Annotated in this window: 19 protein-coding genes; 9 read left to right on the plus strand and 10 right to left on the minus strand. The window is 42.6% G+C overall.

What is annotated here, in order from left to right:
- Positions 1 to 14: 14 nt before the first annotated feature.
- The 5 genes from gspM to purF all read left to right on the plus strand — a co-directional run bounded on the left by gspM (position 15) and on the right by purF (position 4908).
- Positions 15 to 566 carry a type II secretion system protein GspM gene (gspM, locus tag BTV98_RS03940; RefSeq protein ID WP_075102936.1) on the plus strand — a complete coding sequence of 184 codons (552 nt, stop codon included), beginning with the start codon at positions 15 to 17 and terminating at the stop codon, positions 564 to 566.
- A 166-nt stretch (positions 567 to 732) separates the two neighbouring features.
- Complete coding sequence (locus BTV98_RS03945) at positions 733 to 1251, plus strand: hypothetical protein (RefSeq protein ID WP_256713826.1); 519 nt, start codon at positions 733 to 735, stop codon at positions 1249 to 1251.
- Positions 1252 to 1444: 193 nt separating this feature from the next.
- On the plus strand, positions 1445 to 2479 hold the full coding sequence (locus BTV98_RS03950) for a quinone-dependent dihydroorotate dehydrogenase (protein ID WP_075102937.1): 1035 nt from the start codon (positions 1445 to 1447) through the stop codon (positions 2477 to 2479).
- 35 nt (positions 2480 to 2514) lie between these two features.
- Complete coding sequence (locus BTV98_RS03955; RefSeq protein ID WP_058368603.1) at positions 2515 to 3012, plus strand: CvpA family protein; 498 nt, start codon at positions 2515 to 2517, stop codon at positions 3010 to 3012.
- 360 nt (positions 3013 to 3372) lie between these two features.
- Entirely contained in the window at positions 3373 to 4908 is a 1536-nt protein-coding gene (gene purF, locus BTV98_RS03960; RefSeq protein WP_058368604.1) for an amidophosphoribosyltransferase, read from the plus strand.
- 289 nt (positions 4909 to 5197) lie between these two features.
- Here purF and BTV98_RS03965 read toward each other — a convergent pair whose 3' ends face one another.
- The 6 genes from BTV98_RS03965 to yajC all read right to left on the minus strand — a co-directional run bounded on the left by BTV98_RS03965 (position 5198) and on the right by yajC (position 11910).
- On the minus strand, positions 5198 to 5557 hold the full coding sequence (locus BTV98_RS03965; protein WP_075102938.1) for an AzlD domain-containing protein: 360 nt from the start codon (positions 5555 to 5557) through the stop codon (positions 5198 to 5200).
- On the minus strand, positions 5550 to 6191 hold the full coding sequence (locus BTV98_RS03970) for an AzlC family ABC transporter permease (protein ID WP_227511726.1): 642 nt from the start codon (positions 6189 to 6191) through the stop codon (positions 5550 to 5552). The genes BTV98_RS03965 and BTV98_RS03970 overlap by 8 nt, the downstream gene beginning before the upstream one ends.
- A 205-nt stretch (positions 6192 to 6396) precedes the next feature.
- Positions 6397 to 7797 (minus strand): MATE family efflux transporter, encoded by a 1401-nt coding sequence (locus BTV98_RS03975; RefSeq protein WP_075102939.1) that lies wholly within the window; start codon positions 7795 to 7797, stop codon positions 6397 to 6399.
- Positions 7798 to 8011: 214 nt separating this feature from the next.
- Entirely contained in the window at positions 8012 to 9289 is a 1278-nt protein-coding gene (secF, locus tag BTV98_RS03980; protein WP_075102940.1) for a protein translocase subunit SecF, read from the minus strand.
- A 9-nt stretch (positions 9290 to 9298) separates the two neighbouring features.
- Complete coding sequence (gene secD / locus BTV98_RS03985; protein WP_075102941.1) at positions 9299 to 11176, minus strand: protein translocase subunit SecD; 1878 nt, start codon at positions 11174 to 11176, stop codon at positions 9299 to 9301.
- 401 nt (positions 11177 to 11577) lie between these two features.
- Positions 11578 to 11910 (minus strand): preprotein translocase subunit YajC, encoded by a 333-nt coding sequence (gene yajC / locus BTV98_RS03990; RefSeq protein WP_058368608.1) that lies wholly within the window; start codon positions 11908 to 11910, stop codon positions 11578 to 11580.
- A 541-nt stretch (positions 11911 to 12451) separates the two neighbouring features.
- On the opposite strand from yajC, the gene BTV98_RS03995 reads away from it, so the two are divergent.
- The 3 genes from BTV98_RS03995 (at position 12452) to BTV98_RS04005 (ending at position 17564) form a co-directional block, all read left to right on the plus strand.
- A complete protein-coding gene (locus tag BTV98_RS03995; protein ID WP_256713827.1) occupies positions 12452 to 13768 on the plus strand; it encodes a hemolysin family protein in 1317 nt (438 codons plus the stop codon).
- 210 nt (positions 13769 to 13978) lie between these two features.
- Positions 13979 to 14473 carry a hypothetical protein gene (locus BTV98_RS04000; RefSeq protein WP_058368609.1) on the plus strand — a complete coding sequence of 165 codons (495 nt, stop codon included), beginning with the start codon at positions 13979 to 13981 and terminating at the stop codon, positions 14471 to 14473.
- Between the two features lie 109 nt (positions 14474 to 14582).
- Entirely contained in the window at positions 14583 to 17564 is a 2982-nt protein-coding gene (locus BTV98_RS04005; protein ID WP_058368610.1) for a LysM peptidoglycan-binding domain-containing protein, read from the plus strand.
- A 93-nt stretch (positions 17565 to 17657) separates the two neighbouring features.
- Here the strand turns inward: BTV98_RS04005 and BTV98_RS04010 are convergent, their stop codons facing one another.
- Positions 17658 to 18866: a transglycosylase SLT domain-containing protein gene (locus BTV98_RS04010; RefSeq protein WP_075102942.1), complete on the minus strand. Its 1209-nt coding sequence runs from the start codon at positions 18864 to 18866 to the stop codon at positions 17658 to 17660.
- An 863-nt stretch (positions 18867 to 19729) separates the two neighbouring features.
- On the minus strand, positions 19730 to 20557 hold the full coding sequence (locus BTV98_RS04015; RefSeq protein WP_058368612.1) for a Nif3-like dinuclear metal center hexameric protein: 828 nt from the start codon (positions 20555 to 20557) through the stop codon (positions 19730 to 19732).
- A 305-nt stretch (positions 20558 to 20862) separates the two neighbouring features.
- Between BTV98_RS04015 and BTV98_RS04020 the strand changes: the two genes are divergently transcribed.
- Positions 20863 to 22215: a S1C family serine protease gene (locus BTV98_RS04020; protein WP_075102943.1), complete on the plus strand. Its 1353-nt coding sequence runs from the start codon at positions 20863 to 20865 to the stop codon at positions 22213 to 22215.
- 93 nt (positions 22216 to 22308) lie between these two features.
- Here the strand turns inward: BTV98_RS04020 and yfaE are convergent, their stop codons facing one another.
- Entirely contained in the window at positions 22309 to 22575 is a 267-nt protein-coding gene (gene yfaE / locus BTV98_RS04025; RefSeq protein WP_075102944.1) for a class I ribonucleotide reductase maintenance protein YfaE, read from the minus strand.
- Positions 22576 to 22689: 114 nt separating this feature from the next.
- Positions 22690 to 23823: a class Ia ribonucleoside-diphosphate reductase subunit beta gene (gene nrdB, locus BTV98_RS04030; RefSeq protein ID WP_075102945.1), complete on the minus strand. Its 1134-nt coding sequence runs from the start codon at positions 23821 to 23823 to the stop codon at positions 22690 to 22692.
- Positions 23824 to 23866 lie beyond the last annotated feature (43 nt).

Consider the following 23866-nt stretch of genomic DNA (forward strand, 5'->3'; position numbering starts at 1 on the left):
ATCAAGGTTAAGTGATGAAACTATTACAGCGCCGTACTACCTACAGCTCGTTAGCAACCAATGTCTTGTCAGCACGTGTGAATAATTACCGAAATGCGCTATGGTCACGCTGGCAAGCGCTCTCTTCTCGTGATCAGATGGCATTGGCTGTTTTGCTGGTGTTTTTATTATTATTTATCGGTGGTTATGGCGGTTATAGCGTTCATCAAGCTGCCAAAGAGAGTAAGTCTGATTACCAAGAGCAGGTCAATGATTATTTTTGGCTACGCTCGCAGGCAGGTAATATCGATCCTAATGCATTAAATGCTACCAGTAATCAAGACAGTGCTGATGCGGTGCCACCAGCAAGCCGTGTGAATACTGCGTTAAACAGCTCAGGTATTGATAATGCGCAAGTGGTGGCCAATGGTGCAGGGGTGCAATTAAGCTTTAGTCATCCGAGTCAAGCGACTGTCAGTGCTGCACTTGGTAAGCTTGAGCAACAAGGCTGGCAGTTTACAAAGCTGTCGATGCAGCAGGATGTGGCGACCAAGCATGTACAAGTACAAGCGACTGTCACGTCTTAATAAACCTTATTTTTAAAATTTCATCTTAAAGGCTCTTTACATATTCATCTACGTTTAACCGTTACTGTAAGTCAGACTATCAGGACGTGGTAATTTTCATCTTGAAAGCGGCGCTATTTGCCACAATTGAGTACCTAATGGCTACTGTCAGTTATGGATAGAAATTATGAACCAGTTTTCTAACAATAATTCCGATAAGCATTCACATACAAGAACGCAGACTACCGAACCTTTTATTGACTCACAAACGACACACAGACTTATGCATCAAGAGAGACCACTGTTGACTCAAAAAGAGCAGCGCTCATTAACCACCTACAACCACATTACTTATCTGCTCTACGTGATCAGCTATTTTACGGCAGGATTATTATGGATTGTGCCAATCATGATGAATTATGGCAAACGTCGTGATGCTGAGGGTACATGGCTTGCGACGCACTTTGACTGGCAGATTAAAACTTTTTGGTACAGTATTGTTTTTTTCGTTATAGGAACGATTATCATAACGTTTGCGCTCGGTGGTTTTGGCGTTAGTATGTTAGCTGATAGCGGTAATATAGCTATTGGTTCATTTTTATTGGCTGGGTTTGGGGTGTTGATAATGCTCTTTACCTTTATCTGGCATCTATACCGTATTATCAGAGGCTGGATTGCGCTTACCGACAGTCGTCCTGTACCATAAGTTGGTTAACTACTAATGCTTTGTTTATGTGTATCAAAGTGCAGCTAATACTTAGGTGCAGTCGTTGATATTAGGAATGAAACTTTGGTCTTATTATTATTAAGCTGATATAATCGCAGCGTTTTATGGCACTCAATTTTTCATTCGTGTTGTCCCATTCATTATTTTTATCCAGACCGGGTTTATCGTTATTATGTCTTATGCCTTGCTTCGCCCTTTTTTGTTTAAGATGGATCCTGAACACGCTCATGATATGACTCTATCTTTATTGGCCAAAGCTCATAAGGCGCGCGCTTTGGGACTGGCCTATGGTCAATCTATGCAACCAACGGATTGTATGGGGTTACAGTTTTCTAACCCAGTTGGACTGGCTGCAGGATTGGATAAAAATGCCGATTATATCGACGCATTGGCTGAGCTTGGTTTTGGCTTTATTGAGGTAGGTACGGTCACACCAAAGCCACAAGCTGGGAACGATAAGCCGCGTTTGTTTAGAATAAGACAAGCAGACGCTATTATTAATCGTATGGGTTTTAATAATCAGGGTGTCGATTATCTGATTGAAAATGTCAAACGCTGTAAATATAAAGGTAATATCGGTATCAATATTGGTAAAAATGCCAGTACACCTGTCGAGCATGCTGCTGATGATTATATTTATTGCCTAGAGCGTGTCTATCCTCATGCCTCATACATTACAGTCAATATCTCATCACCCAATACAAAGAATTTGCGTGACTTACAAAGCGGTGAGGCATTGACACAGCTGTTAGACGTGATTAAAAACCGTCATAGCCAGCTGGCGACAGAATACGGGTTCTATGTGCCGTTGGTATTAAAGGTCGCTCCTGATTTAGATCCACTACAAGTTGATTATATCTCGCAGCAATTATTGGATTTTGAAATTGATGGTTTGATTGCGACCAATACAACCTTAAGCCGAGTAGGGGTTGAGGATCTTACAGATGGCGATCAAGCAGGCGGTCTATCTGGTCGTCCAGTCAGTCATATTAGTACTCAGATTTTGCAACAGTTCTCAGATCAGCTAGATGGTAAAGTGACTATTATAGGCGTCGGTGGCATTGATAGCGGTGAAAAGGCTGTCAAAAAGATCAAGGCTGGGGCAGATATGGTTCAGCTTTATACAGGTCTTATCTATCGCGGTCCAGGCTTGGTGCAGTCTTGTATTCAGGCCATTGGCGGCTACTATGATGCCCAAGAGATTTAGTTAAATCGGTTTTATAAAGTCATAAGGCGGTAAATATGAGTGGTCTAGATATCGTTATTGCCATTGTTGTCCTTATTGGCTTATGGCGCGGTTTTCAGATAGGACTTGTCAAGACAGCTGTCGGCTTAGTCGGCTGGTTCATCGCTTTGATTATTGCGACTCGTTTGGCTGGCCCTGTTGCGCCGCAGCTATCAGGGTTGACCCAAAGCTCTGTATTACAAATGGCGATGGCTTTTTTGCTCATAGTAATCGTAGTGTTAGCTGCGATACATCTAGTAGCGTTTGTATTTTCAGGAGTACTTAAAACTTTACGCTTGGGTGTGGTAGATAAAATGGCAGGCGGTGTATTGGGGGCGGCCAAAAACGTTCTTGTGGTTTTAGTCGTTCTTAGTGTCAGTGCGCCGTTATTAGTGCAGCTTCCGCAGTGGCAAACTTCTGTGCTGGCTCCTGAGCTACTTCCTTATGCGCCAATGGCAAAAACGCTTGCATCCGATGTATTAGGCAGTGCGTGGGAGCAGATTAATCAGTCATAACTATTAATAACTATCAACAACTATGGTTAATATCAAGTAATATAGTCAAACATACCGTGTAAAACATAACATAGTATATAGCCTTGATAAATTGGCATTTAACATCATTTAGCATTCATGATGTTTATAATATAAATTGTTATGGTTGATAAAGTTTAAGCTAAATATCATAATTTATATGCCATTATATACAGTGTATTCATTCTTATATTCATCAAATCTTAGCGTGAACATGACGTTAATAACGAACAAGTATCGTTAACTAGATATCATCAAATCCTCGGTTAGCTTATAGGTAACATCGCTATTAAGCTTACCGTTATTGCGTTACTAATATGTGGTTTTAAATAGGACATAAATATGTGTGGAGTCGTTGGGGTTGCAGCTCATGAGCCGGTCAACCAAATTCTTTATGATGCCTTAACTATGTTGCAACATCGTGGTCAAGATGCGGCAGGTATTGTGACCTTGCAAGATGGGCGCCTATATCTGCGTAAAGAAAACGGTATGGTTCGTGATGTCTTTATGAACCGTCATATGATAAGACTGGTGGGTAAGTTTGGTATTGGTCATGTTCGTTATCCCACTGCAGGCACCTCAAGTAGTGCAGAGGCACAGCCATTTTATGTGAACTCGCCTTATGGCATAACTTTGGCTCACAATGGCAATTTGACCAATGCTGAGAGCTTAGCTAAATCGTTATATCAAGAAGATCGTCGTCATTTAAACACTGACTCAGACTCTGAAGTTCTATTAAACGTTCTTGCTCATGAGATGCAAAATCTAGGTAAGACTCATCCAACGTCTGACGATATTTTTGAAGCGGTAAAAGCGGTCTATGCTCGCTGTGAAGGCGCTTATGGCGTAGTAGCGATGATTACTGGTCATGGCTTATTAGCGTTTCGTGACCCAAATGGCATTCGCCCATTAATCTTTGGTGAACGTTTGGCTGCCAATGGCGGTACAGAGTACATGGTTGCTTCTGAGTCAGTGGCGCTAACTGGTTGCGGCTTTACTATTATTCGTGATGTCAAACCTGGTGAGGCCATCTTTATTGATTTGGATCATAATCTACATACATATCAATGCGTAGAGCAAAAAGAGTACACGCCTTGTATCTTTGAGTATGTCTATTTTGCGCGTCCAGATTCTATTATGGACAATATCTCTGTCTACAAATCGCGTCTTCGTATGGGCGAAAAGCTGGGACAAAAAATCCTCGATGAGTGGGGTGATGACCACGACATCGATGTTGTGATTCCCATCCCTGATACGTCGCGTACTTCAGCGATGGAGCTGGCACTTAAGATGAATATTAAATACCGTGAAGGGTTTATGAAAAACCGTTATATCGGTCGTACCTTTATTATGCCAGGTCAACAGCAGCGCAAAAAATCGGTCCGTCAAAAGCTCAGTGCCGTGCCGTTAGAGTTTAAAGGCAAAAATGTCTTGTTGGTTGATGACTCTATTGTCCGCGGTACTACCTGTCATGAGATTATTCAAATGGCACGTGATGCGGGGGCGAAAAAAGTGTTTTTTGCCAGTGCGGCGCCACCGGTAAAATATCCTAACGTATATGGCATTGATATGCCGGTACGTAGTGAGCTTATCGCTTCAGGACATAGCGTAGAAGAAGTACGTAAAATCATCGGTGCTGATCGTCTGATTTTCCAAGATTTAGATGATCTTATCGACGCGGTAAAAGATACGAAGCATAGCCGCGTTGAAGGCTTTGATTGTGCAGTATTTAATGGCTGCTATATCACTGGACAAATCAATGAAGCTTATCTTGACCATTTACAAGAACAGCGTAGTGAAACCGCTAAAACTGGCAAAAAAGGCGTACAAATCGTCGCGGATACGCCTGTTGATATGATGGGTGTCGAAGAGTCTTAAATAATCATTTTTAGTCAGTATAGTCGATACCGAATAAAACCGATACGTTGTAACGTAATGCGCCACTGGTATAAATTTTTCTTGCTTGCTGTGTCTACGCTGACAGAAGCTGCAAAAAAATTATACCAGCCTCGCTGTATCGTTTTTATAGCGAGTTAACTATAGTATGACTTAAAGGTGATTATATAAAAGTAATGATATAAAATAAAAGGCTGGATTCGATTAATCCAGCCTTTTATTGTTTTTATTTAATTATTATTGAGTAAGACCTGCCAGCTAATAAAGACTATCAACTTAGAACGTTATTTAACAACCAAAGTAGGCCATTAATCGCTGTAATACCCACAACCATGCTTATTAATAACTGACGACTGATGTGATAAACCATTAATACCAATAGCAATGCGCCAATTTGAGCAAGTAATAACTGTACCTCGGCGCTATTTAGCCCAGTACTGGCAGATATGTCTTGATAGGAGAGACTGGTGAGAATCAATAAGACCATGACAGATAGCGGCAAGCTCTCGTTAAGGCGATGTAGCCAAGGAGTATCAAGAAGCTTTTTGGGTATCAATGCTGGAATAGCGCGAGTAATAAAGGTAACTCCAGCCATCGCGAAAATGGCTGCAATCAAATAGCTACTATTCATCGTTCTCTCCTGTCACTTTATTCTGTATCCAAAAACCACGTCCCAAAATCATAAGCATACAAATGGTAATGGCTACCAACAGTAACCAATTACTGGTAAACAATGAGGCAATAGCCAAAGCAACGATCGCAATCCCAATAGGGAAGTAACGTTTAATACTTTGAAACTGCTCGTAAGCCAAAATTGCAAACAGACAAACCAACGCAAAGTCCAAATGCGGCACCAAGTCACTAAGAGTGCTGCCGATCATCACTCCAATAGCGCCTGCTAACACCCACCAACTTTGGTTAAATAGACTAATAGGCAGTATCAGCGCCTGTCTCGACTCATTGGGCAGGCTGGTCATCACCGAAAATGTTTCGTCCGTTAAAGCAAACAAACAGTAGGTTTTGGCTATTTTATTTTTGGGTAAAGACTGCAATAACGGCATCCCATAAAATACATGACGCAGGTTAATGGCTGCGATATTTGTCGCAATATTACCTATCGGCAAGCCGGCGCTGAGCATGGGTAGACAAGCGTATTGAGCTGCCCCTGCATATAGTACGACACTTAGCATAATCGTCGCCCATATAGGCACACCAGCCACCTGTGCCAAGACCCCAAAAGCAATACCTGCAGGTAGATAGCCCATGGCGACAGGAATGCTTTTTTTGAAGCCTTCAGCCCATTGATAGGTGGAGTTTCGCTGTTGTTCAGAATAAGTATTCACAAGATATCCTAAGATCGTCAAACTTAACTAGTTGGTAAAGAGGTCGTTTTATAGACATAATGACTTATAAACAGTGGTTTTTGCTATATGCATCAATAATATCGATAAACATGTATTTAATTGTTCATTAAATTGGCTGTAATTCTTCATAACTGCCGGTTCTATGCGCATGATACAAAAAACCGCTAAGAATAAGCATACGTAACAATAATAAGCTCCAAACACTAAGCCAAATACCAGTCATATCCCACTGCTGATATAGTAGCCAGCTAAGGGGAAAGAAAATGATAGCCAATATTAATGCAGCATTGCGAATAATATGGCCTGCTGTCAAACCAAAAAATATACCATCAAGCCAATAAGCCCCCACACCAACGAGTGGTAGCAGTATTGCATAGCCTTGATAGCTATTGGTTAAGGTAAAAACCGTCTCAATATTGGTCATCAAATCTAAATAAATTGGCATAACAAGCCACCAAATCGAACTTAATAGTAGAGCAAGAGTATAGCTGACGACGCCTGTACGCTTGACAATAAGACGAAAACGCACCCAATCGCGACGTCCCGCTGCTTGTCCACTCAAAGTTTCAGCTGATACTGCTACGCCATCAAGTGCAAAGGCTGAAATGCTCAATACTTGCAATAAAATGGCGTTGGCGGCCAATACCAGATCGCCGCTTTGAGCAGATAAGCGAGTAATCCACGCAAAGCTCAATGTTAGGATAAGTGTGCGAATAAAAATATCTTTATTCAAAGAAAATAGCCTAAGCATTTTTTCTTTAGTAAAATGCTGTGGATTAACTTGAAAGAAAATAGACCAAGACAATTGCAGATTTCGGCGACTAAGCCACAATGCCAATACCACCCCTGACCAAAACGCGATGGTAGTGCCTAATGCAACGCCTGCTATTCCCAGCTGCATACCGTAAACAAAAAACAGCGTCAAAATAATGTTAAATACGGCAATAAAACCTTGCTGATAAAGCATATAACGAGTTTTACCTTGACCTGCAAACCAGCCGATAAAAGCAAAGTTCATCAGCTCAGCCACAACGCCCCAAAAACGCACATCCAAATAAACTTTTGCAGCAGCGCCACTATCAGGATTAGCTGACAACGCCTGCAAGCCAAAATCAATCAGCCAAGGCTTTGCTAGTAGTAGTAGAAGACCAATGATAATGGCCAATAATAGCGCGCGCTGTAAAATCGACAGTAGTGGTGACAGCTTATGTTGCAGATTAGCAGAATCATTGCGATCTGCAAGCTGCCCCAAAGCTTGTGCAGACAAACCAGAAGACGCATATTGCAAAAAGTTAAAGCTAACGAGTAACAAGGACAAAAGCTGTATTGCCAGCCCCATACCTGCAAGCTTCGCTGCATCATTCATGTTGCCGACTATAGCGGTATCAATCACACTTTGTAGTGGCATAGCCAGATTGGCCAGTAAGACTGGAACGGCAATCGCGACAATACGCCTGTAGCGTGTATCAATGGGCGGCATGGCTTTTGGTGAGGTAGTCGTTGGCATAAGAGGATCACTTCTGCATAAACACAGATAATACCCGCCCGTTTACTACATGGCTGCGGGATGAGCTTTTGCTATTAAATATATTGGATGGTCATACAAAGATAAAAGCACCTAACGGTTAGGTGCTTTTACTCGATTCTTTAGTTGTATCTTAGTATGTGCTACTACTAAACAGTACTATTAAAACCAATATGATCCAAATAGGCGTTTAATATTAATCTTGTTCAAACATCTTTGGGTCATTAAAAGTCACAATCTCTTCTTCAAACTCAGGCTTCACTTTTACCACGAAATCATCGCGTGATAGACCCATTCTAAGAGGAATAGAGCTTGCAATATAGGTTGATGAATAAGTACCAGCAAGCAGACCAATAAACAGTGCTACTGAGAACCAATACAACCCATCACCGCCTAAGAACATCATGGCCAAGACCACTAATAATACTGTGGAAATAGTCATAATAGTACGGCGCAGTGTTTCAGTTAATGATAAATCAACCGTCTGACTAGGACTAATACCGCGAACACGGCGGAAGTTTTCACGTATGCGGTCATAGACGACAATGGTATCGTTTAGCGAATAACCGATCAATGCTAATATGGCTGCCAATACGGTTAAGTCAAAAGGGAAGCCAAACAATGCAAAGACACCGATGGTGACGATAGCATCATGAAATAATGACATGACCGCGCCAAGTGACAGCTTAAACTGAAAACGTAGAGCGACATAACCTAGCATACATACTAGTGCTAGTCCTAACGCCATGACTGAATTTAGATAAACCTCGTTACCGACTTGACTGCCGATAATGTTGACGTTACTAATGTCAGCGGGGTTATTAGGTAAGGCTAAAGCTTGAGTTAGGCTAGCACTCAGACCATCAATGTTATCAGATTGTGGTGGCAATCGTACGAGCAGCTCTTGGCGGGTGCCTAGATACTGTACGATAGCATCATCGAAACCATTATCCGCCAATGCTTGTACAACTTCAACTTGCTCAGCGGGCTGCTCATAACGTACATCTGCTGAAACCCCGCCTGTAAAGTCCAAACCAAGATTAAGACCATTAACAGCGATCGCAATAACACTAGCAATGACCATAAATAAAGATAAAATTGCCATAGGCTTTTCTATCTTCATAAACGGAATAATACGCTGATTACCAACTGCCTTGATACCGCCTTCTTTAGCAGCAGCGTCATCAGCAGCGCTATCAATAATTTGGTTATGATCGTTATCGATAGCAGCATTAGATGCTTGAGTCGTTACTGCTTGCTCATTCTTTGAACTTTGGTTGTTTCGGCGAGATTTGCCTTTACCAGTTTTCGCTGTTGTAGGGTTATTAGCTTGGGCGTTGCTGCCTTTACCATCACGGCGCGGCTTACTACGGCGGCGACGTTTTTGGTTGTCATTAGGACTGTTACCTGCACCGCCTGAGCTGCTAGACGTCGGCGTGTTATTTTCAGGATTGTTATTTTGTTCAATCGCCATGTTATTCTCCTAGCCGATACTCAAACGTTTGATAGATTTACGCTTACCATAAGCAATTTGTACTAGTGCGCGTGTCACCAAAATTGCGGTAAATAGCGAGCTGACAATACCGATCGCTAAGGTAATTGCAAAGCCTTTAATCGGACCAGTACCAATCGCAAATAAAATAAATGCAACCAATAACGTGGTGATATTTGCATCAAAAATACTACTAAAAGCACGATCAAAGCCTGCCACGATTGCAGATTTTGGCCGCACCCCGTTTGCCAGCTCCTCTCGGATACGCTCAAAAATTAGCACGTTGGCATCTACTGCCATACCGATGGTCAAGACCACACCAGCGATACCAGGTAAGGTAAGTGATGAGCCTAAGATCGACATAATCGCAATAATAATGATGACGTTCACTGCCAATGCTACATTGGCAATGACCCCAAACAGGCGATAAAAAATAATCATAAAGACAAAGACTAATAGGTAACCGACCTGAGTTGAAAACAGACCTTTGGCAATGTTTTCTTGTCCTAATGACGGTCCAATGGTTCGTTCTTCGACGAAATACATCGGGGCTGCAAGTGCGCCCGAACGTAATAGTAGGGCAAGTTCAGCCGCTTCAGCATTACTATCTAGTCCAGTAATACGGAACGATGAGCCTAGTACTGCTTGAATATTAGCGCGGTTAATGACTTTGGTTTCAGCATAAGGGGTACGCACTTCAACAGACTCGCCTGTAGCCGGATCTTCTTCATACGTGATTCTTTGTTTATTTTCGATAAACAACACCGCCATTTGATCGCCAACAGCGGTACGGGTCGCATTTTGCATAAGCTTACCGCCCGCGCTGTCCAAGGTAATATTGACCTCAGGGCGACCGCTTTCATCAAGACTGGTCTGAGCATTGGTAACTTTATCACCAGTGACGATAGCTTGACGCTCTAACAATACAGGCGGACCATCAAGGGTTCCGAACGGGAATGCTTCAGTACCAGCGGGAGGAATACCGCCCATGAAGTTTTCGCTGTCTTTGGCAACCAGACGGAACTCAAGGTTTGCAGTACGACCAAGTACACGTTTGGCTTCAGCGGTGTCTTGTACGCCAGGTAATTCGACGACAATACGGCTAGCACCCTGAGACTGTACTAAGGCTTCAGTAACACCGAGCTCAGCAATACGATTGCGCAAGGTGGTTAGGTTTTGGTTGACCGCATAGCTGTTAATTTCATCCAATGTACCATCATTATAAGCCATGATGAGCGCAGGACCTTGCTCATCAATAGAAGACTGTAAGTTGAAGTTATTGCCCATCGAACCTTGCAGAATGTTTTGTGCGCGGTTACGAGTATCCGTATCAGCGAAATGCAATACAATACCTTGTGACTCAGTCTTAATACCTTTAACTGCAACACGCTGTGCACGTAGCTCACGGCGCACATCACGACTGGCACTTGTCAGACGTTGCTCTAAAGCTTTCTCCATATCAACTTCTAGAACGAAACGTACTCCACCGCGCAAGTCTAAACCGAGCTTCATTGGTTTTGCACCGATATCGCGAAGCCACTGCGGCGTTGTTTGTGCTAAGTTGAGCGCTACCACATAATCGTCACTAAGGTTCTTTTTAAGGACCTCTTGTGCTTTAAGCTGAGCGTCTGGATTGTCTAAGCGGACCAGTGCGCTGTTGCCCTCAAAAGTGCCGTCATGATGGCTTATACCAGCCTCTTCTAGCAGACTCTCTGACTGAGTCAAAATACCTTCAGATAGCTGTGTACCTGCTGCAGCACTGGTAATCTGTACAGCAGGCTCATCAGGGTAGAGGTTAGGCGCAGCGTACAGACCAGCGATGATCAGTACGACGGCGATGAGTAGGTACTTCCAAGCGGGATATTGCATAATCACTTCTTTAAGTTGATAAAATACTGGCGATGCAGGCCACAGGTTGGCAGATGGAGTATTTACATTTGCAATGAATAATGACCATAATCAGGGAGCATCATTCATCATTGCAAGCATCCGCTATGATAATAGAACGTAACGCTAAGCATTATAGAACGACTAAATTTTGAGTCGCAATACGCAGACAAAAGGTAAGTTTGCTACAATGAATCGACTAGCTAGAAGGTAATAAGTTAGCCTAAAAACTAACAAGTAATGAACATATCGTTAATTTGGCAGTCTAGTAGCAGCAAATGACCGTAAAATATCAACGGTCATTTTTATCGATGTATGAGTCAATACAATAATGATAAACGTTAAACGTGACGATCCATCATCAATACTTATACGCTTTCTATTTATACACTTTCTATGGTGCCTGCAGGTAATACTGAAATAACAGAAGCTCGCTGTACTTTAATGTCAGTATTGTTGTTTAAGCTGATAATAGCGTAGTCGCCTTCAAGGCTTTTGATACGACCCATAAGCCCACCAGCGAAAATCACTTCGCTGCCAACAGTCAAAGCATTTACCATAGCACGATGCTCTTTGGTACGCTTCGATTGCGGACGAATGACCAAAAAGTAAAAAATTGCAAAAAAAGCTACTGGTAATAGAATTTGACCAAACAGTGATGCGCCGCCTGCGGCTTCAGGAGCAGCAGCATGGGCAGCTTGAATAAATAAGCTCATAATTTCTCTCAATAAGTCATAGGGAACGATAAAATTAAACGCATAGTAACAAAAAATCCCAATCTTGGTAACTGTTAATCATGGGATGAGGGTATTTTCCTTAATGTACTGGCATACTAGCAGCCGATATCTAGCGCGACAATCTTTTTAAGCACTAATCTATTAAAATAAAACAGCGGTATATTAAAATAAATTAAGTAAGTAGATATTGAAGTTAGGTCAATCTAACACCACCAAGAAGAGAGTCGCCTGTACAGTCTTCTATCTATGTTTCTTATTGAGAGTAGGTTGTTTTTTAGACAGGTATATAGCATGACATTTAATTGTTAAATATAAGCATCAGTGCTAATATCAAATGATTGACTGTAGCGTCTGTCAGTACAGATAATAGCGGGTTTGTCGTTCTTGTTATATAGAGCTATTTTATCAGCTAAGTTTTATTGATTGAGAGTTGAACGCGAGTAGTCACTGTATTTACTAGCAATAAACCTTATTGTATTTTATCCTTTTTTATTCTTTTTCTTTGTTTAGGTTACCTAACTTGTTCACCATTTTTTCGTCTACACCTCGTCTATGTCGTCCACGCGCTTATCAGAAAGAAGCGCCTGCCGAACCTCCACCGACGACGCATTATTATTGTCCTAGCACAAAGGTAGTATTTGGTCTATCAGCACTGATGGCTGCATTAATCACTGTTTTACCTCATTCAGCACAGGCGGCTTTATCACAAGCTGCTGAAACTCCAGCGTCAGCGGCTCCAACAGCTACCAGTATCGCTCTACTAATACTCTTTGTTGCTATTGCTATTGGCGTATCGTTTATTTGCTCTTTAGCAGAGTCGGCATTACTCAGTATGACTCCCTCATATATCGCTGATGTCGAAGAAAGCAATCCTAACAAAGCAAACATGTTGAGACGCTTAAAGATTGACAACATTGATCAATCCTTAGCAGCTATTTTGACATTGAATACGGTCGCTCATACGCTAGGTTCTATTGGCGCTGGTGCACAAGCAACGATTGTCTTTGGTAGCGCATGGTTTGGTCTGTTTTCTGCGATTATGACTTTAGCGATTTTATTTTTATCTGAGATCATTCCAAAAACATTAGGAACTGTCTACTGGCGTCAGCTAAGTGGCATAGTGGCTTACTTTGTACGCGGTATTATTCTTATCCTTTATCCTCTGATTTGGTTTTCAGAGCGTTTGACAAAATTACTGGTGCGCAGTAAAGAGACCCATGTCTTTAGTCGACGTGAGTTTGCTGCTCTTGCTAGTATAGGTGAGGAGTCAGGACAGATTGATCCATTGGAGTCGCGGATTATTCGTAACTTGCTCGCTTTTGGCGCCATCAAAGTTGAAGATATTATGACTCCGCGCTCAGTGATGCTTGCGTTTGAACAGAATAAAACAGTCGCTGAAGTATTGGTCGATCGCCCAAAACTGACGTTTTCGCGGTTGCCTATTTATGATGGAGATCTGGATAACATCACAGGTTTTGTCCTAAAGACGGACATGTTATTGGCGAAAGTTAATCATGCAATGCATAAGCCTTTGACCCAATTTGAACGAGAAATTACGTTTGTATTCTCAAAGATGAAGCTGTTTGATTTATTAGAATTAATGCTAAAAAACCGTATTCATATTGCTATTACTGTGGGTGAGTATGGCGAAGTTAAAGGTCTGGTGACTTTAGAAGATGTCTTTGAGACTCTATTAGGCCTTGAGATCGTTGATGAAATAGATCGGGTTGAAGACATGCAGGCATTGGCACGTCAAATGATGGATAGGCGTGTGGAGCGCTTAGGTATGAAGCTTAATGACGATGAAGAGATTACAGATGACAATACCAGATCCTAACGAATGTATGAAAAATTATTAGTGGTCTATAAAGGTGCGGATAGATAAGAAAATTAGGGTCAAGCAGTAGGATACTAGGTAGGTACGCATGCAATAATTACACATGGCGTTACATAGGTGTGAGTATTTAGTGATAGGCTAAAAATACCATCAATAAAGTATAAATCACTCAACATAATTGGATAATTAGAAACTACCTTAAGGATTGCAATGAAACAACTATGGAATAAAGGGCTATTGGCTCTCTTCATAAAAAGTGCGAGCGTCGCTACGTTAGCAGCGGTGGTTGGTACTGCTGCTGTTACTGCTCAAGCTGCCACCATGAGTGAAGACTTGGTACAAAACTATGCTACTGCGATGAAATCAGCCGCCAATAACAATAACATCAATCAAGTTGCGCGTTTGGTATCTGATGATGCACTGATCTCCTTATCTAGAAAGGGCAAGTCAACCAGCCTTGATAAAGATGCGTATTTAAAACTATTACAAGACAGCTGGAACCAAACTTCAAATTATCACTATGATATTAGTATCAATAATATCGTTACGACTGGCTCACAAGCAAAGGCCAACGTGAAAACCGTTGAAAGCTGGGTAAAAGATGGCAAAAAAGTCTCATTTGTGACTACATCAAGAGTCACGCTTACTTTATCGACTGGTAACGCTGTGCTGTTACGTGCAGTCTCTCAAGTAACGATTGATTAATTTAAATTTTGCAGATCATCTTCTATAGAAGTATGGTCTGTCTCTTGTATTGTATATTATACTGTCGATTGTCCTCATTACTTCTCGTCGCTAGGAATCTTCTATCATCATGTCTACTGTGTCATCAAAAACCCAATCATTTATAGCCTTGCCATTGACACTTGCGGTGTCAACCTTGCTTATCAGCGCATGTAGCAATACGTCAGCGGTAAAAAATACCGGTGCTACCAATAGCTCGTCTGTCGTGAATAAACGTCCAGCCAAACAGTCTGGAGCTGCTCGCCCAAGTACGAGTGATGACTACTCAACTGCATTTTTGGATGCAGAAAGCCTAGATGAGTTGGCAGACTTGTTAGAAGCGACTGATATGACCATGGTTGAAGACAACAAACTGGCTATTCAGCAATACGGTGATCTGTGGAATCGTCTAAGAGCTGGTTATCGTATGAACGGTGGTCAGCCTATTTACAACCAGCGTATCGAAGGGCAAAAGAGTTGGTTTACTAGCAGGCAAGATTATTTAAACCGATTGACTGCGCGTGCCAGTCGTTATATTTACCATACAGTACGCGAAGCTGAGCGTCGCAATATTCCAACTGAGCTTGCTCTATTACCAGTAATTGAAAGCTCCTATGATCCGAGTGGCACCAGTAGTGCAGCGGCAGCAGGTTTGTGGCAGTTTATTCCAAGTACTGGCCGGATTTATGGTTTGAATCAAAGTAGTACCTATGATGGTCGCCGTGATGTGATTGAATCGACACGTGCAGCCTATGACTTTTTGACAGCATTATACAATCAATTCGGTAGTTGGGAGCTGGCATTAGCAGCCTATAACGCAGGCCCTGGCCGTGTACAAAAAGCCATCGATGCCAATGCCGCTCGTGGTCTGCCCACTGACTATTGGTCACTTAGACTGCCTACTGAAACGATGAACTATGTACCACGCTTTTTGGCGGTGGCCGAAATCGTCGCTAAACCTGAGCAGTATGGCGTGTATCTACCAGCTATTGCCAACCGTCAGCATTTTCGTAGTGTGCCGGTGAACTATGGTGTCAGTTTGGCTGAAGTGTCACAAGTGACTGGTGTCAGCTATGATGAACTAGAGAGACTAAACACGGCTCTTACCTCAGGACGTGTTGATGCTTCAGGCCCACAGCGTATCATTATCCCCAATGATATTAGTACCAATCTTGACGCCAAACTTATATCGCTAAGAGGTAATGGCACAAGTAATGTCATTGCATCAAGCAATACGAGCAGCTCAAGCAGTACTACTGCGCCAAGTTATAACAGTCAGCCGTATACTAGCTCGTCATTACCTTCTACTGGTAGCGGCTTGGCAGATTACGCGGCTAGTGCAAGCGTGCCGCAGCAAACAACCAGTTATATCTCCCCGACATCGTCTCGTGGCTCTGGATATAATAGTAGTTCAACAGCTCGCACCGAACCGCCTATTACAAGTAAAGAGATCAGTAAGATTAATGCTGAGCTACAAAGCAGTAATAGCTTACCGACGACTTCTGCACAGATTACCCAAAACAATACCATCGTCCAAGAGCCTCCGCTTAGTAAAGAAGAGCGCGACTTCATCGCCAATCAGATTCGAGCCAAAACGCCTGAAACCGACGTTATCAATGCTGATGGCAACATCAATCTGTCAGCAGTGCAGACGCAGCAGTCTATTTTGGAGGCCAGTGGGGAAGATAAAAAACTTAGCTTTGCAAAAACGCCAGTCAGTAAGCCAAAACCTCAAGGTAAACGTACGACTTATACCGTAAAACGCGGTGACACCTTATCAAATATTGCCAGTCGTGCAGGCGTAAGCTGGCGCGATATCACTGAATGGAATCAGATCGATGCCAAGGCAAAGCTACTATCTGGTAGCACTTTATATCTGTACGATGCCAAGCCCATTGAGCCATTGAGTAGTGCAAATACACAGACCAAAGACCAGCCAGACAGTTACATTGTACAATCGGGTGACACCCTTATCGGTACGGCAAACCGCTTTGGCTTATCAGTGACACAGCTAGCAACTTACAATAATTTGAGTAGCCGTTCTGATTTATTAAAAGGTCAAAAACTGTGGTTAATACCAGGCAAAGTTACCGCTCCAGCCACAACGCCTGCTGCACCCTCTACTAAAGCTCGTAAATCTAGCACTGCGACTAAAAACTACAGAGTAAAACCTGGTGATGGTCTCATTGCGTTAGCGCGTCAGTTTGGTATGGCAGCCAATACGCTGGCCAGTCTCAATGGTATTCGGGCAACAGACTCTTTATACGTAGGTCAAACGCTCAAAGTACCTGATAGTGTCGATCTTTCTGCCAATAACAATTCTAGTAGTACAAATACGAGCAGTGCTAATAGCTCAGTCTCTACCAGTCGCTATACAGTAAAGTCAGGAGAGACACTAATTGGTATTGCTAATAGTATTGGTGTCAGTGCAGAAGAGGTCGCGGCAGTGAATAGCAATTTTAATGCTAAAGCTCGCTTGCAACGCGGGCAGACAATTAAGGTGCCTGTATCAAAAGCAGAAGTAAATCGCCAATTAAACAATCAACCCATAAGCTATAAAGTACAATCCGGTGATAGCTTAACAGGGGTGGCCCGTCGCTATAATATTGGTATCAGTGACTTAGCAGCAGCCAATGGTCTGAGTACGACTTCAAACTTAATACGTGGTCGTACTATCACTATTCCAGCCAGTGGCAGTGCCCGCGCTGCTAGTAATAATACCAGCTCTAGTAGCCAAAGTACGGCAACCAGCAGTAGTGGCAAAGTGCTTGGCAACACTGAAAATTATAGAGTACAGTCAGGCGATGGTTTGATTGCTTTATCACGTCGTTTTGGTATTGCAGTAGAGGATTTGGCAGCGACTAATAATATGGCGACCAATGCTCAGCTACAGCGCGGCCAAACCATCAAAGTCCCTAAGGCTACGGTGCGATATACGGTTGGCTCTGGTGATAGTCTTATCGGACTGGCTCGTAAGTATGGGGTCTCAACCCAAGAGCTTGCTGATATGAACAATATCGCGGCAGATACTATGCTACAACGTGGTCAACGCCTGACAGTACCTAATCGCTAACCTGTCATTGCTTACGATTAATATAATGCAATAATAAAAAAGCTGCTCTTATTTAGGAGCAGCTTTTTTGTGTTTTTCTATAAGCTTATTTGCTTAAACCATACGAGTTTTAATCGTTTCAAGATAGCTTCTGATATTACTTACATAATGCATCGCCTGTCCATAACGACTATTGGAAGCTCTGTTTTCTGACAAATACGTATAGACGTTCGCCCAGCTTTTATCATCGATACCTGCATCACTTAATTTGCGCTGTATACGTTTGACCGCATTGGGGCCCATGTTGTAAGCTGCAAGTGCAAACCAGATTCGGTCAGTCTTTGGCACATCAGCAAAGTCAGCTTTCATCTGCTCTAAATAACGAGCACCGCCGCCAATGCTTTGGTAAGGATCGACACGATCTGAGACGCCCATTGCTTTTGCAGTGTTGTTAGTTAGCATCATCAAACCGCGTACACCTGTCGGTGATACAGCGTTGGCATCTAAATGCGACTCTTGATAGCCCATCGCCACTAGCAATTCCCAATCATGATTATAGTTGCGGGCTTGTTCTTCAAAAGAAGACTGGTAATCAGGCAGCTTTTCTGTCAATGTTTTTTTAAAATGGTCTTGACTGTAAGCATCTTTTAGTAAGTTTTGATTATAAAATGCAGCAAGCTTTTGTGTGTTTTCAAGCTTGATACTATCACATAAGAAGTAACTGGCTTTTTGGGACAATGGATCATCCGCTTGGTTAAACGTCCAGCTAACTTTAGGATGTAAACCATTTTTTGTTAGGCTAGTATCATAACCGCAACTGACATTAATAGAGGACAAATCCAGCTGACTTTTTAGCTGCGTACTCGCCGTCGTCAATGCCATATCAGCGTCACCTGATTTTAGCGCTCTTAATGCTGCCTCTTCACTAGCATAAGCTTTTAAGTCAATCTCAACGCCAAGCTCATCAGCATAACCACGTACTAGGTCAAAACCAAAGCCGTGTTGAAAGCCGTCGGTCGCAAAATAAGTGCTGTCTCCTGGGACAGCTGCGATCGTGAGAGTCTCCTCAAGCATCACTTTCGCATAAGTTGGTACTGCCGAGTCCATCATGGTGAGACTTTCAGCAGGTAAGGAGAGAAGAGCAATACTAGATACTTGTGCCATCTTTTTCGTTTTGGCAAAACGGGTCAACTTGGTAGGGGTAACGGATGAAACGATGTTACTTTTGGTGCTAAGTGAGCGCTTGGATGGACGCAGTAAATAAGAAATACGGCGTTTAGCACCTTGCGCAGATACTTTTACACGATAAGTAATACGCTGCATGGATGTCTCCTAATGTTAGCCATCCTGCTTACCGCAAAGCTAGCTTCACAATGTTTACATAAATAATAAGTAGACATTGTGAAGCTAGCTTAGATGTCGTACAGCTCATGCGTTCAGATCGCTAATAATACAGATCTTAATATTATGAGCATTACAACACTCCAATCAATATAATAGTGAGTTTATAAAACAGCATAATAAACCCTGTGCTACAGTCCTAAGTATGTTAAAAATAACATCACCTAAGTAAAGCTACACAAATAAAGACAAAGAACAATGACAGTTACGTCACCTTCATCAATAATGGCCAAGAATACGCTTAAAACATTATATTGACTATAGGTAAGGTCATGAATAAGTTATTGAGACAAAAATTAAATAATAACTTGCTGTAAAATCAAATAACAATATAGGTTATAAATATTTGATTTTATTGGCAATATTATGCTGTCCAGCAATGTTAATAATGAATTGTATGGACTCTGAGACACCAATTATTTATAGTGCAATTGGTGTCTCATCTCATACAACCAGATTATAAATTCATTGCAACGTCACACTAAAAAAGCATCGATCTTAATGTACAATGAATACATAAGTCATCTCTTATTAGCTTGGCGTTATAACCGGAGGCCATAGTAAATGGGAAGTTTCATGACAAAACATTCTCTTGTAATGTTGACTTTATATGGCTTATAAGGCCATTATTCAAGTAAAGTTAATTAAAGAGTGATAAAACTTAACAATTCGGCAATAGACGGTCAAAAACAGCTATTATATTCATATAAACGAATAAAGTCTACTTTGTCGACAGTCAGACGGTATTACATTAATATTTTTTGAGAAAGTTCTACGGTGTAGGGTTAAGCAGGGTTATCGATATCGATAAATGTCACTGGTAGCCCAAAGTGCTGAGCCACCACCTCTCCAAGCGCCTGAATACCGCCGCGTTCTGTCGCATGATGTCCACAAGCAAAGTAGTCAACCCCAAGCTCGCGCGCGCTATGTGTGGTGCGTTCAGATATCTCACCAGACAGATATGCATCGCATTTCATCATAGCGGCCTGCTCAATCATATCTTGCGCACCGCCTGTACATAAGCCTATACGTTCGATCAGTTTTGCGTTGTTTGACTCACCTTCGTTTGTGAAGCGAAAGTCGCTTGAAATATGTAGAGGCACGCGCCCTAGTGCTTGAGTAATCGTTTGAATCAGGGTTTCGACACTTTGCGGCGTACAAATAGCGATATTGCCAACAGGGTGGGATTCATGAGGGTAGAGGGCTTCCGTGATCGTCAGTCCTAGCATCTCAGCGAGCTTGGCATTATTACCGATGATAGGGTGCGCATCAAGCGGTAGGTGATAGCCAATCATCGAGATACCGTGTTGCATCAATTTGCGAATGCGCCGACCCTTCATACCAGTAATAGGCTCAGGTTCACCTTTCCAAAAGTAGCCATGATGTACCATGATCGCATCGGCTTTTGCCTCGATAGCAGCATCGATTAAAGCTTCACAAGCAGTAACGCCTGTCACAATACGTCTGATAGGCTGCCCGCCATCTACTTGCAATCCATTTGGGGCATAGTCTTTAAAGGCGTTTGCAGATAAATAGTCATCGCAAAACTGCGCTAACGCTTGGGCAGTAATCGTTACTTTTGACGATTCGTTTAATGGGTCTTTGGCTGGCATTGGGTGTCCTTATAATTTAAGTCATTGTTTTAGGTAATCAGATAATCAAAGTATATAAATCTTGTGGTAAATATTTTAGCATGATGTTGCAAATGAGTAGATAAACCCCATAACTGAAATGGTACACGATACGTTACTATTTTGATGTATGGACAGTTATAATCTACATACGTGAGCCTACTCGATGAATAGGTTTTGACGGGTTGTGTGGTACTTAATAGCAAACATAAATAGCAAGCAAAAAATAGTCGTCATCCCATTGTATTCAATAACGTCTGTTTGATTAAATTTATAGAGGTTTATATATGTCGTCATCTCCAAACACCAACAACAAGGCAACGCTATGGAAGTGGTTGCCTTGGGTTTTATTGCTGATAATAATTGCAGGGTTTGTTTGGTTGTTCATGAGTATGAAGACGCCATCAGAGACGACATGGGAGCCACCAAGAACGACAGCGGCTGAGCAAGAAGCCATAGCACCTGCATCTGATAAACCTGAGCCTATTGACTCGTATCATAATGCGGTCGCTCGCGCCTCGCAGTCGGTGGTCAATATCTATACCACTCAAACCATGGCTGAACATCCATATATGGATGATCCTGTCTTGCGCCGTTTTTTTGAATTCCATGGCGGGCCACAAGGTCAAGGGCAGGGGCCGACCAATCTAGGCTCTGGTGTCATCGTGTCAGAGGATGGTTATATCGTTACCAATGCTCACGTCATCGAAAAAGCGGATGAGATTACAGTGGCTTTTAATGACGGGCGTAAAAGTCGAGCCAAAGTTATCGGTACGGATCCCGATAGTGATTTGGCCGTGATCAAAGTTGATATGACAGGACTTACGCCGCTTGGCTTTCGTGAAGAGCCTAGTCGCGTTGGCGACTTAGCATTGGCAATTGGTAATCCATTTGGTGTCGGTCAAACGGTCACCCAAGGGATTATTTCGGCAACTGGTCGTACGGGTCTTGGGGTCAATAAGTTTGAAGACTTTATCCAGACGGATGCTGCTATCAATCCGGGTAACTCAGGCGGGGCGCTTGTCGATGCTCGTGGTGAGCTGGTCGGTATTAACACAGTGATCTTTTCGCGCTCTGGTGGCTCGATGGGGATTGGCTTTGCTATTCCAACCGCTATCGTTGAGCAGGTCATGAATGCGCTTATTAAAGATGGTAAAGTCAGTCGCGGCTGGCTAGGTATCGAGATCCAATCACAACTACGTGACCCAACTCGCCTTGAGACCTCGACAGGGGTAGAAGTCTTAAATGTCGTCGCTCAAGGTCCTGCTGCCAAAAGTGGGCTAAGAACCGGTGATATTATTTTGACCATCGATGGTGTCGAGATGACGGATGCCAATACTTTAATCCAGTATGTAGCGCGTAAGGCACCAACGACTGAGCTAAACGCTCAAGTACTGCGCAATGGCCAAAATAAGCAAGTTAAGATTATGCTCGAAGAGCGTCCTGTTCAAGAAGTCGTAGAAGTTCAGACACCTAGAATCTTGCACGATGACAGATTAAGCGGTCAAGGCGGTACAGGGGCTCAAGGTGAAGAGCATTACTATGATGATCCAGATGCGCCTATGATGTCAGAAGAAGAGCGCAACCGTATGCGTGAAGAGCTGCTAAAACTGTTTGAGCAAGACACTGCGCCGCAATAAGCAAGACAGACATAGCTATTAATATAAAAGCGCGCTATCTTATCTAAGGTAGCGCGCTTTTTGTTGAGTGCTTTTATTTTAATAAATGAGTGATTACTTCACGATAGGCTCATGATTGATATAAATGACGCCTTGCACACGGCAACAGCAAGGCAGGATTTCATCTTCTTCGATCATAGCAAGCGGTGTAAACGGATAGTCAACTACGTGTGAGCTGGCTATGCGCTTGACTCGGCAGCTACCACAATAACCCTCACGGCACTGATAATTGACCTCGTGCCCTGTACGCAGTAGCCCATCAAGCAGACTTTCATCGTCATGCAAATAAAACTGTTTTTTACTGGTCATTACCCAAGTCATAGTCTATCCCAGTAGTACTTTATTAACACTATATCCATCTATTCAGAGCGTATTTTATCCTTAAGACGCAGAACTATCTTTAAGCTTTAAGTCATTTTAAATCTCAAAGATGTCTTAAAGTTCAAAGTCATCAAAGTCGCTGTCTGATAGATCCGAATCAATCTGCCCGACCAAGTACGAGCTGATCTCTGTCTCTTGCGGGGCAACTTGTACGTTATCAGACGACAACCACGTATTGATCCATGGAATCGGATTTGATTTCGAATTTGGGAACGCTGATGGCAAGCCGACCGCTTCCATACGCAAGTTCGTAATGTATTCAATATATTGGCAAAGGATGTCTTTATTAAGACCGATCATCGAGCCATCTTTAAACAGATAGCTGGCCCATTCTTTTTCTTGCTCGGCCGCCTTACGGAATATCTCTACACTTTCATCATAGCACTCGCTTGCAATCTCGACCATCTCAGGATCGTCTTTGCCGTTGCGCATTAAGTTGAGCATGTGCTGCGTGCCAGTTAGATGTAGTGCCTCATCACGAGCGATAAGCTTGATAATTTTGGCATTACCTTCCATCAATTTGCGCTCAGCAAAGGCAAACGAGCAGGCAAACGACACATAAAAGCGAATGGCTTCTAAGACGTTGACTGCCATGATGCACAGATACATCTGTTTTTTAAGAGATTTTAAATCGACAGTGATTTGTTCGCCATTGACGCTATGCGTACCCGGTCCGTATAGACTGTATAACTGCGAATTGCGATACAAGTTATCATAGTATTTGGCAATGTCGGACGCACGCCCTAAGATATGCTCATTTTGCATGATGTCATCAAAGACGATACCTGGATCATTGACGATATTACGAATGATATGGGTGTAGCTGCGCGAGTGGATGGTCTCAGAGAATGACCATGTCTCAATCCAAGTCTCAAGCTCAGGAATCGATACCAGTGGCAATAGCACCACGTTTGGGCTACGGCCTTGAATAGAGTCGAGTAGGGTCTGATACTTGAGATTGCTAATAAAAATATGCTGCTCATGCGAGGACAAGTTACCAAAGTCGATACGGTCTTTTGATACATCGACTTCTTCTGGACGCCAAAAAAACGACAGCTGCTTTTCGATCAATTGCTCAAAGATAGGGTGTTTTTGTTGGTCGTAGCGGGCGATATTGACCGGCTGACCAAAGAACATTGGCTCTTTTAGGGCATTGTTTGGCGTTTGAGAAAAAATCGAGTACGTCATTGTTCTACCTTTATCAGTAATACGGTTGTTGGTTTATATGGAG

Origin of the sequence: Psychrobacter sp. Cmf 22.2 (assembly GCF_001921745.1) — a bacterium.
In the GTDB taxonomy this organism is placed as follows: domain Bacteria; phylum Pseudomonadota; class Gammaproteobacteria; order Pseudomonadales; family Moraxellaceae; genus Psychrobacter.

Bases quoted from the DNA above. Each gene is read 5' to 3' on its own strand.
- gspM (WP_075102936.1), top strand. From the start codon at position 15: ATGAAACTATTACAGCGCCGTACTACCTACAGCTCGTTAGCAACCAAT.
- BTV98_RS03945 (WP_256713826.1), top strand. From the start codon at position 733: ATGAACCAGTTTTCTAACAATAATTCCGATAAGCATTCACATACAAGA.
- BTV98_RS03950 (WP_075102937.1), top strand. From the start codon at position 1,445: ATGTCTTATGCCTTGCTTCGCCCTTTTTTGTTTAAGATGGATCCTGAA.
- BTV98_RS03955 (WP_058368603.1), top strand. From the start codon at position 2,515: ATGAGTGGTCTAGATATCGTTATTGCCATTGTTGTCCTTATTGGCTTA.
- purF (WP_058368604.1), top strand. From the start codon at position 3,373: ATGTGTGGAGTCGTTGGGGTTGCAGCTCATGAGCCGGTCAACCAAATT.
- BTV98_RS03965 (WP_075102938.1), bottom strand. From the start codon at position 5,557: ATGAATAGTAGCTATTTGATTGCAGCCATTTTCGCGATGGCTGGAGTT.
- BTV98_RS03970 (WP_227511726.1), bottom strand. From the start codon at position 6,191: ATGGGCTATCTACCTGCAGGTATTGCTTTTGGGGTCTTGGCACAGGTG.
- BTV98_RS03975 (WP_075102939.1), bottom strand. From the start codon at position 7,797: ATGCCAACGACTACCTCACCAAAAGCCATGCCGCCCATTGATACACGC.
- secF (WP_075102940.1), bottom strand. From the start codon at position 9,289: ATGGCGATTGAACAAAATAACAATCCTGAAAATAACACGCCGACGTCT.
- secD (WP_075102941.1), bottom strand. From the start codon at position 11,176: ATGCAATATCCCGCTTGGAAGTACCTACTCATCGCCGTCGTACTGATC.
- yajC (WP_058368608.1), bottom strand. From the start codon at position 11,910: ATGAGCTTATTTATTCAAGCTGCCCATGCTGCTGCTCCTGAAGCCGCA.
- BTV98_RS04000 (WP_058368609.1), top strand. From the start codon at position 13,979: ATGAAACAACTATGGAATAAAGGGCTATTGGCTCTCTTCATAAAAAGT.
- BTV98_RS04005 (WP_058368610.1), top strand. From the start codon at position 14,583: ATGTCTACTGTGTCATCAAAAACCCAATCATTTATAGCCTTGCCATTG.
- BTV98_RS04010 (WP_075102942.1), bottom strand. From the start codon at position 18,866: ATGCAGCGTATTACTTATCGTGTAAAAGTATCTGCGCAAGGTGCTAAA.
- BTV98_RS04015 (WP_058368612.1), bottom strand. From the start codon at position 20,557: ATGCCAGCCAAAGACCCATTAAACGAATCGTCAAAAGTAACGATTACT.
- BTV98_RS04020 (WP_075102943.1), top strand. From the start codon at position 20,863: ATGTCGTCATCTCCAAACACCAACAACAAGGCAACGCTATGGAAGTGG.
- yfaE (WP_075102944.1), bottom strand. From the start codon at position 22,575: ATGACTTGGGTAATGACCAGTAAAAAACAGTTTTATTTGCATGACGAT.
- nrdB (WP_075102945.1), bottom strand. From the start codon at position 23,823: ATGACGTACTCGATTTTTTCTCAAACGCCAAACAATGCCCTAAAAGAG.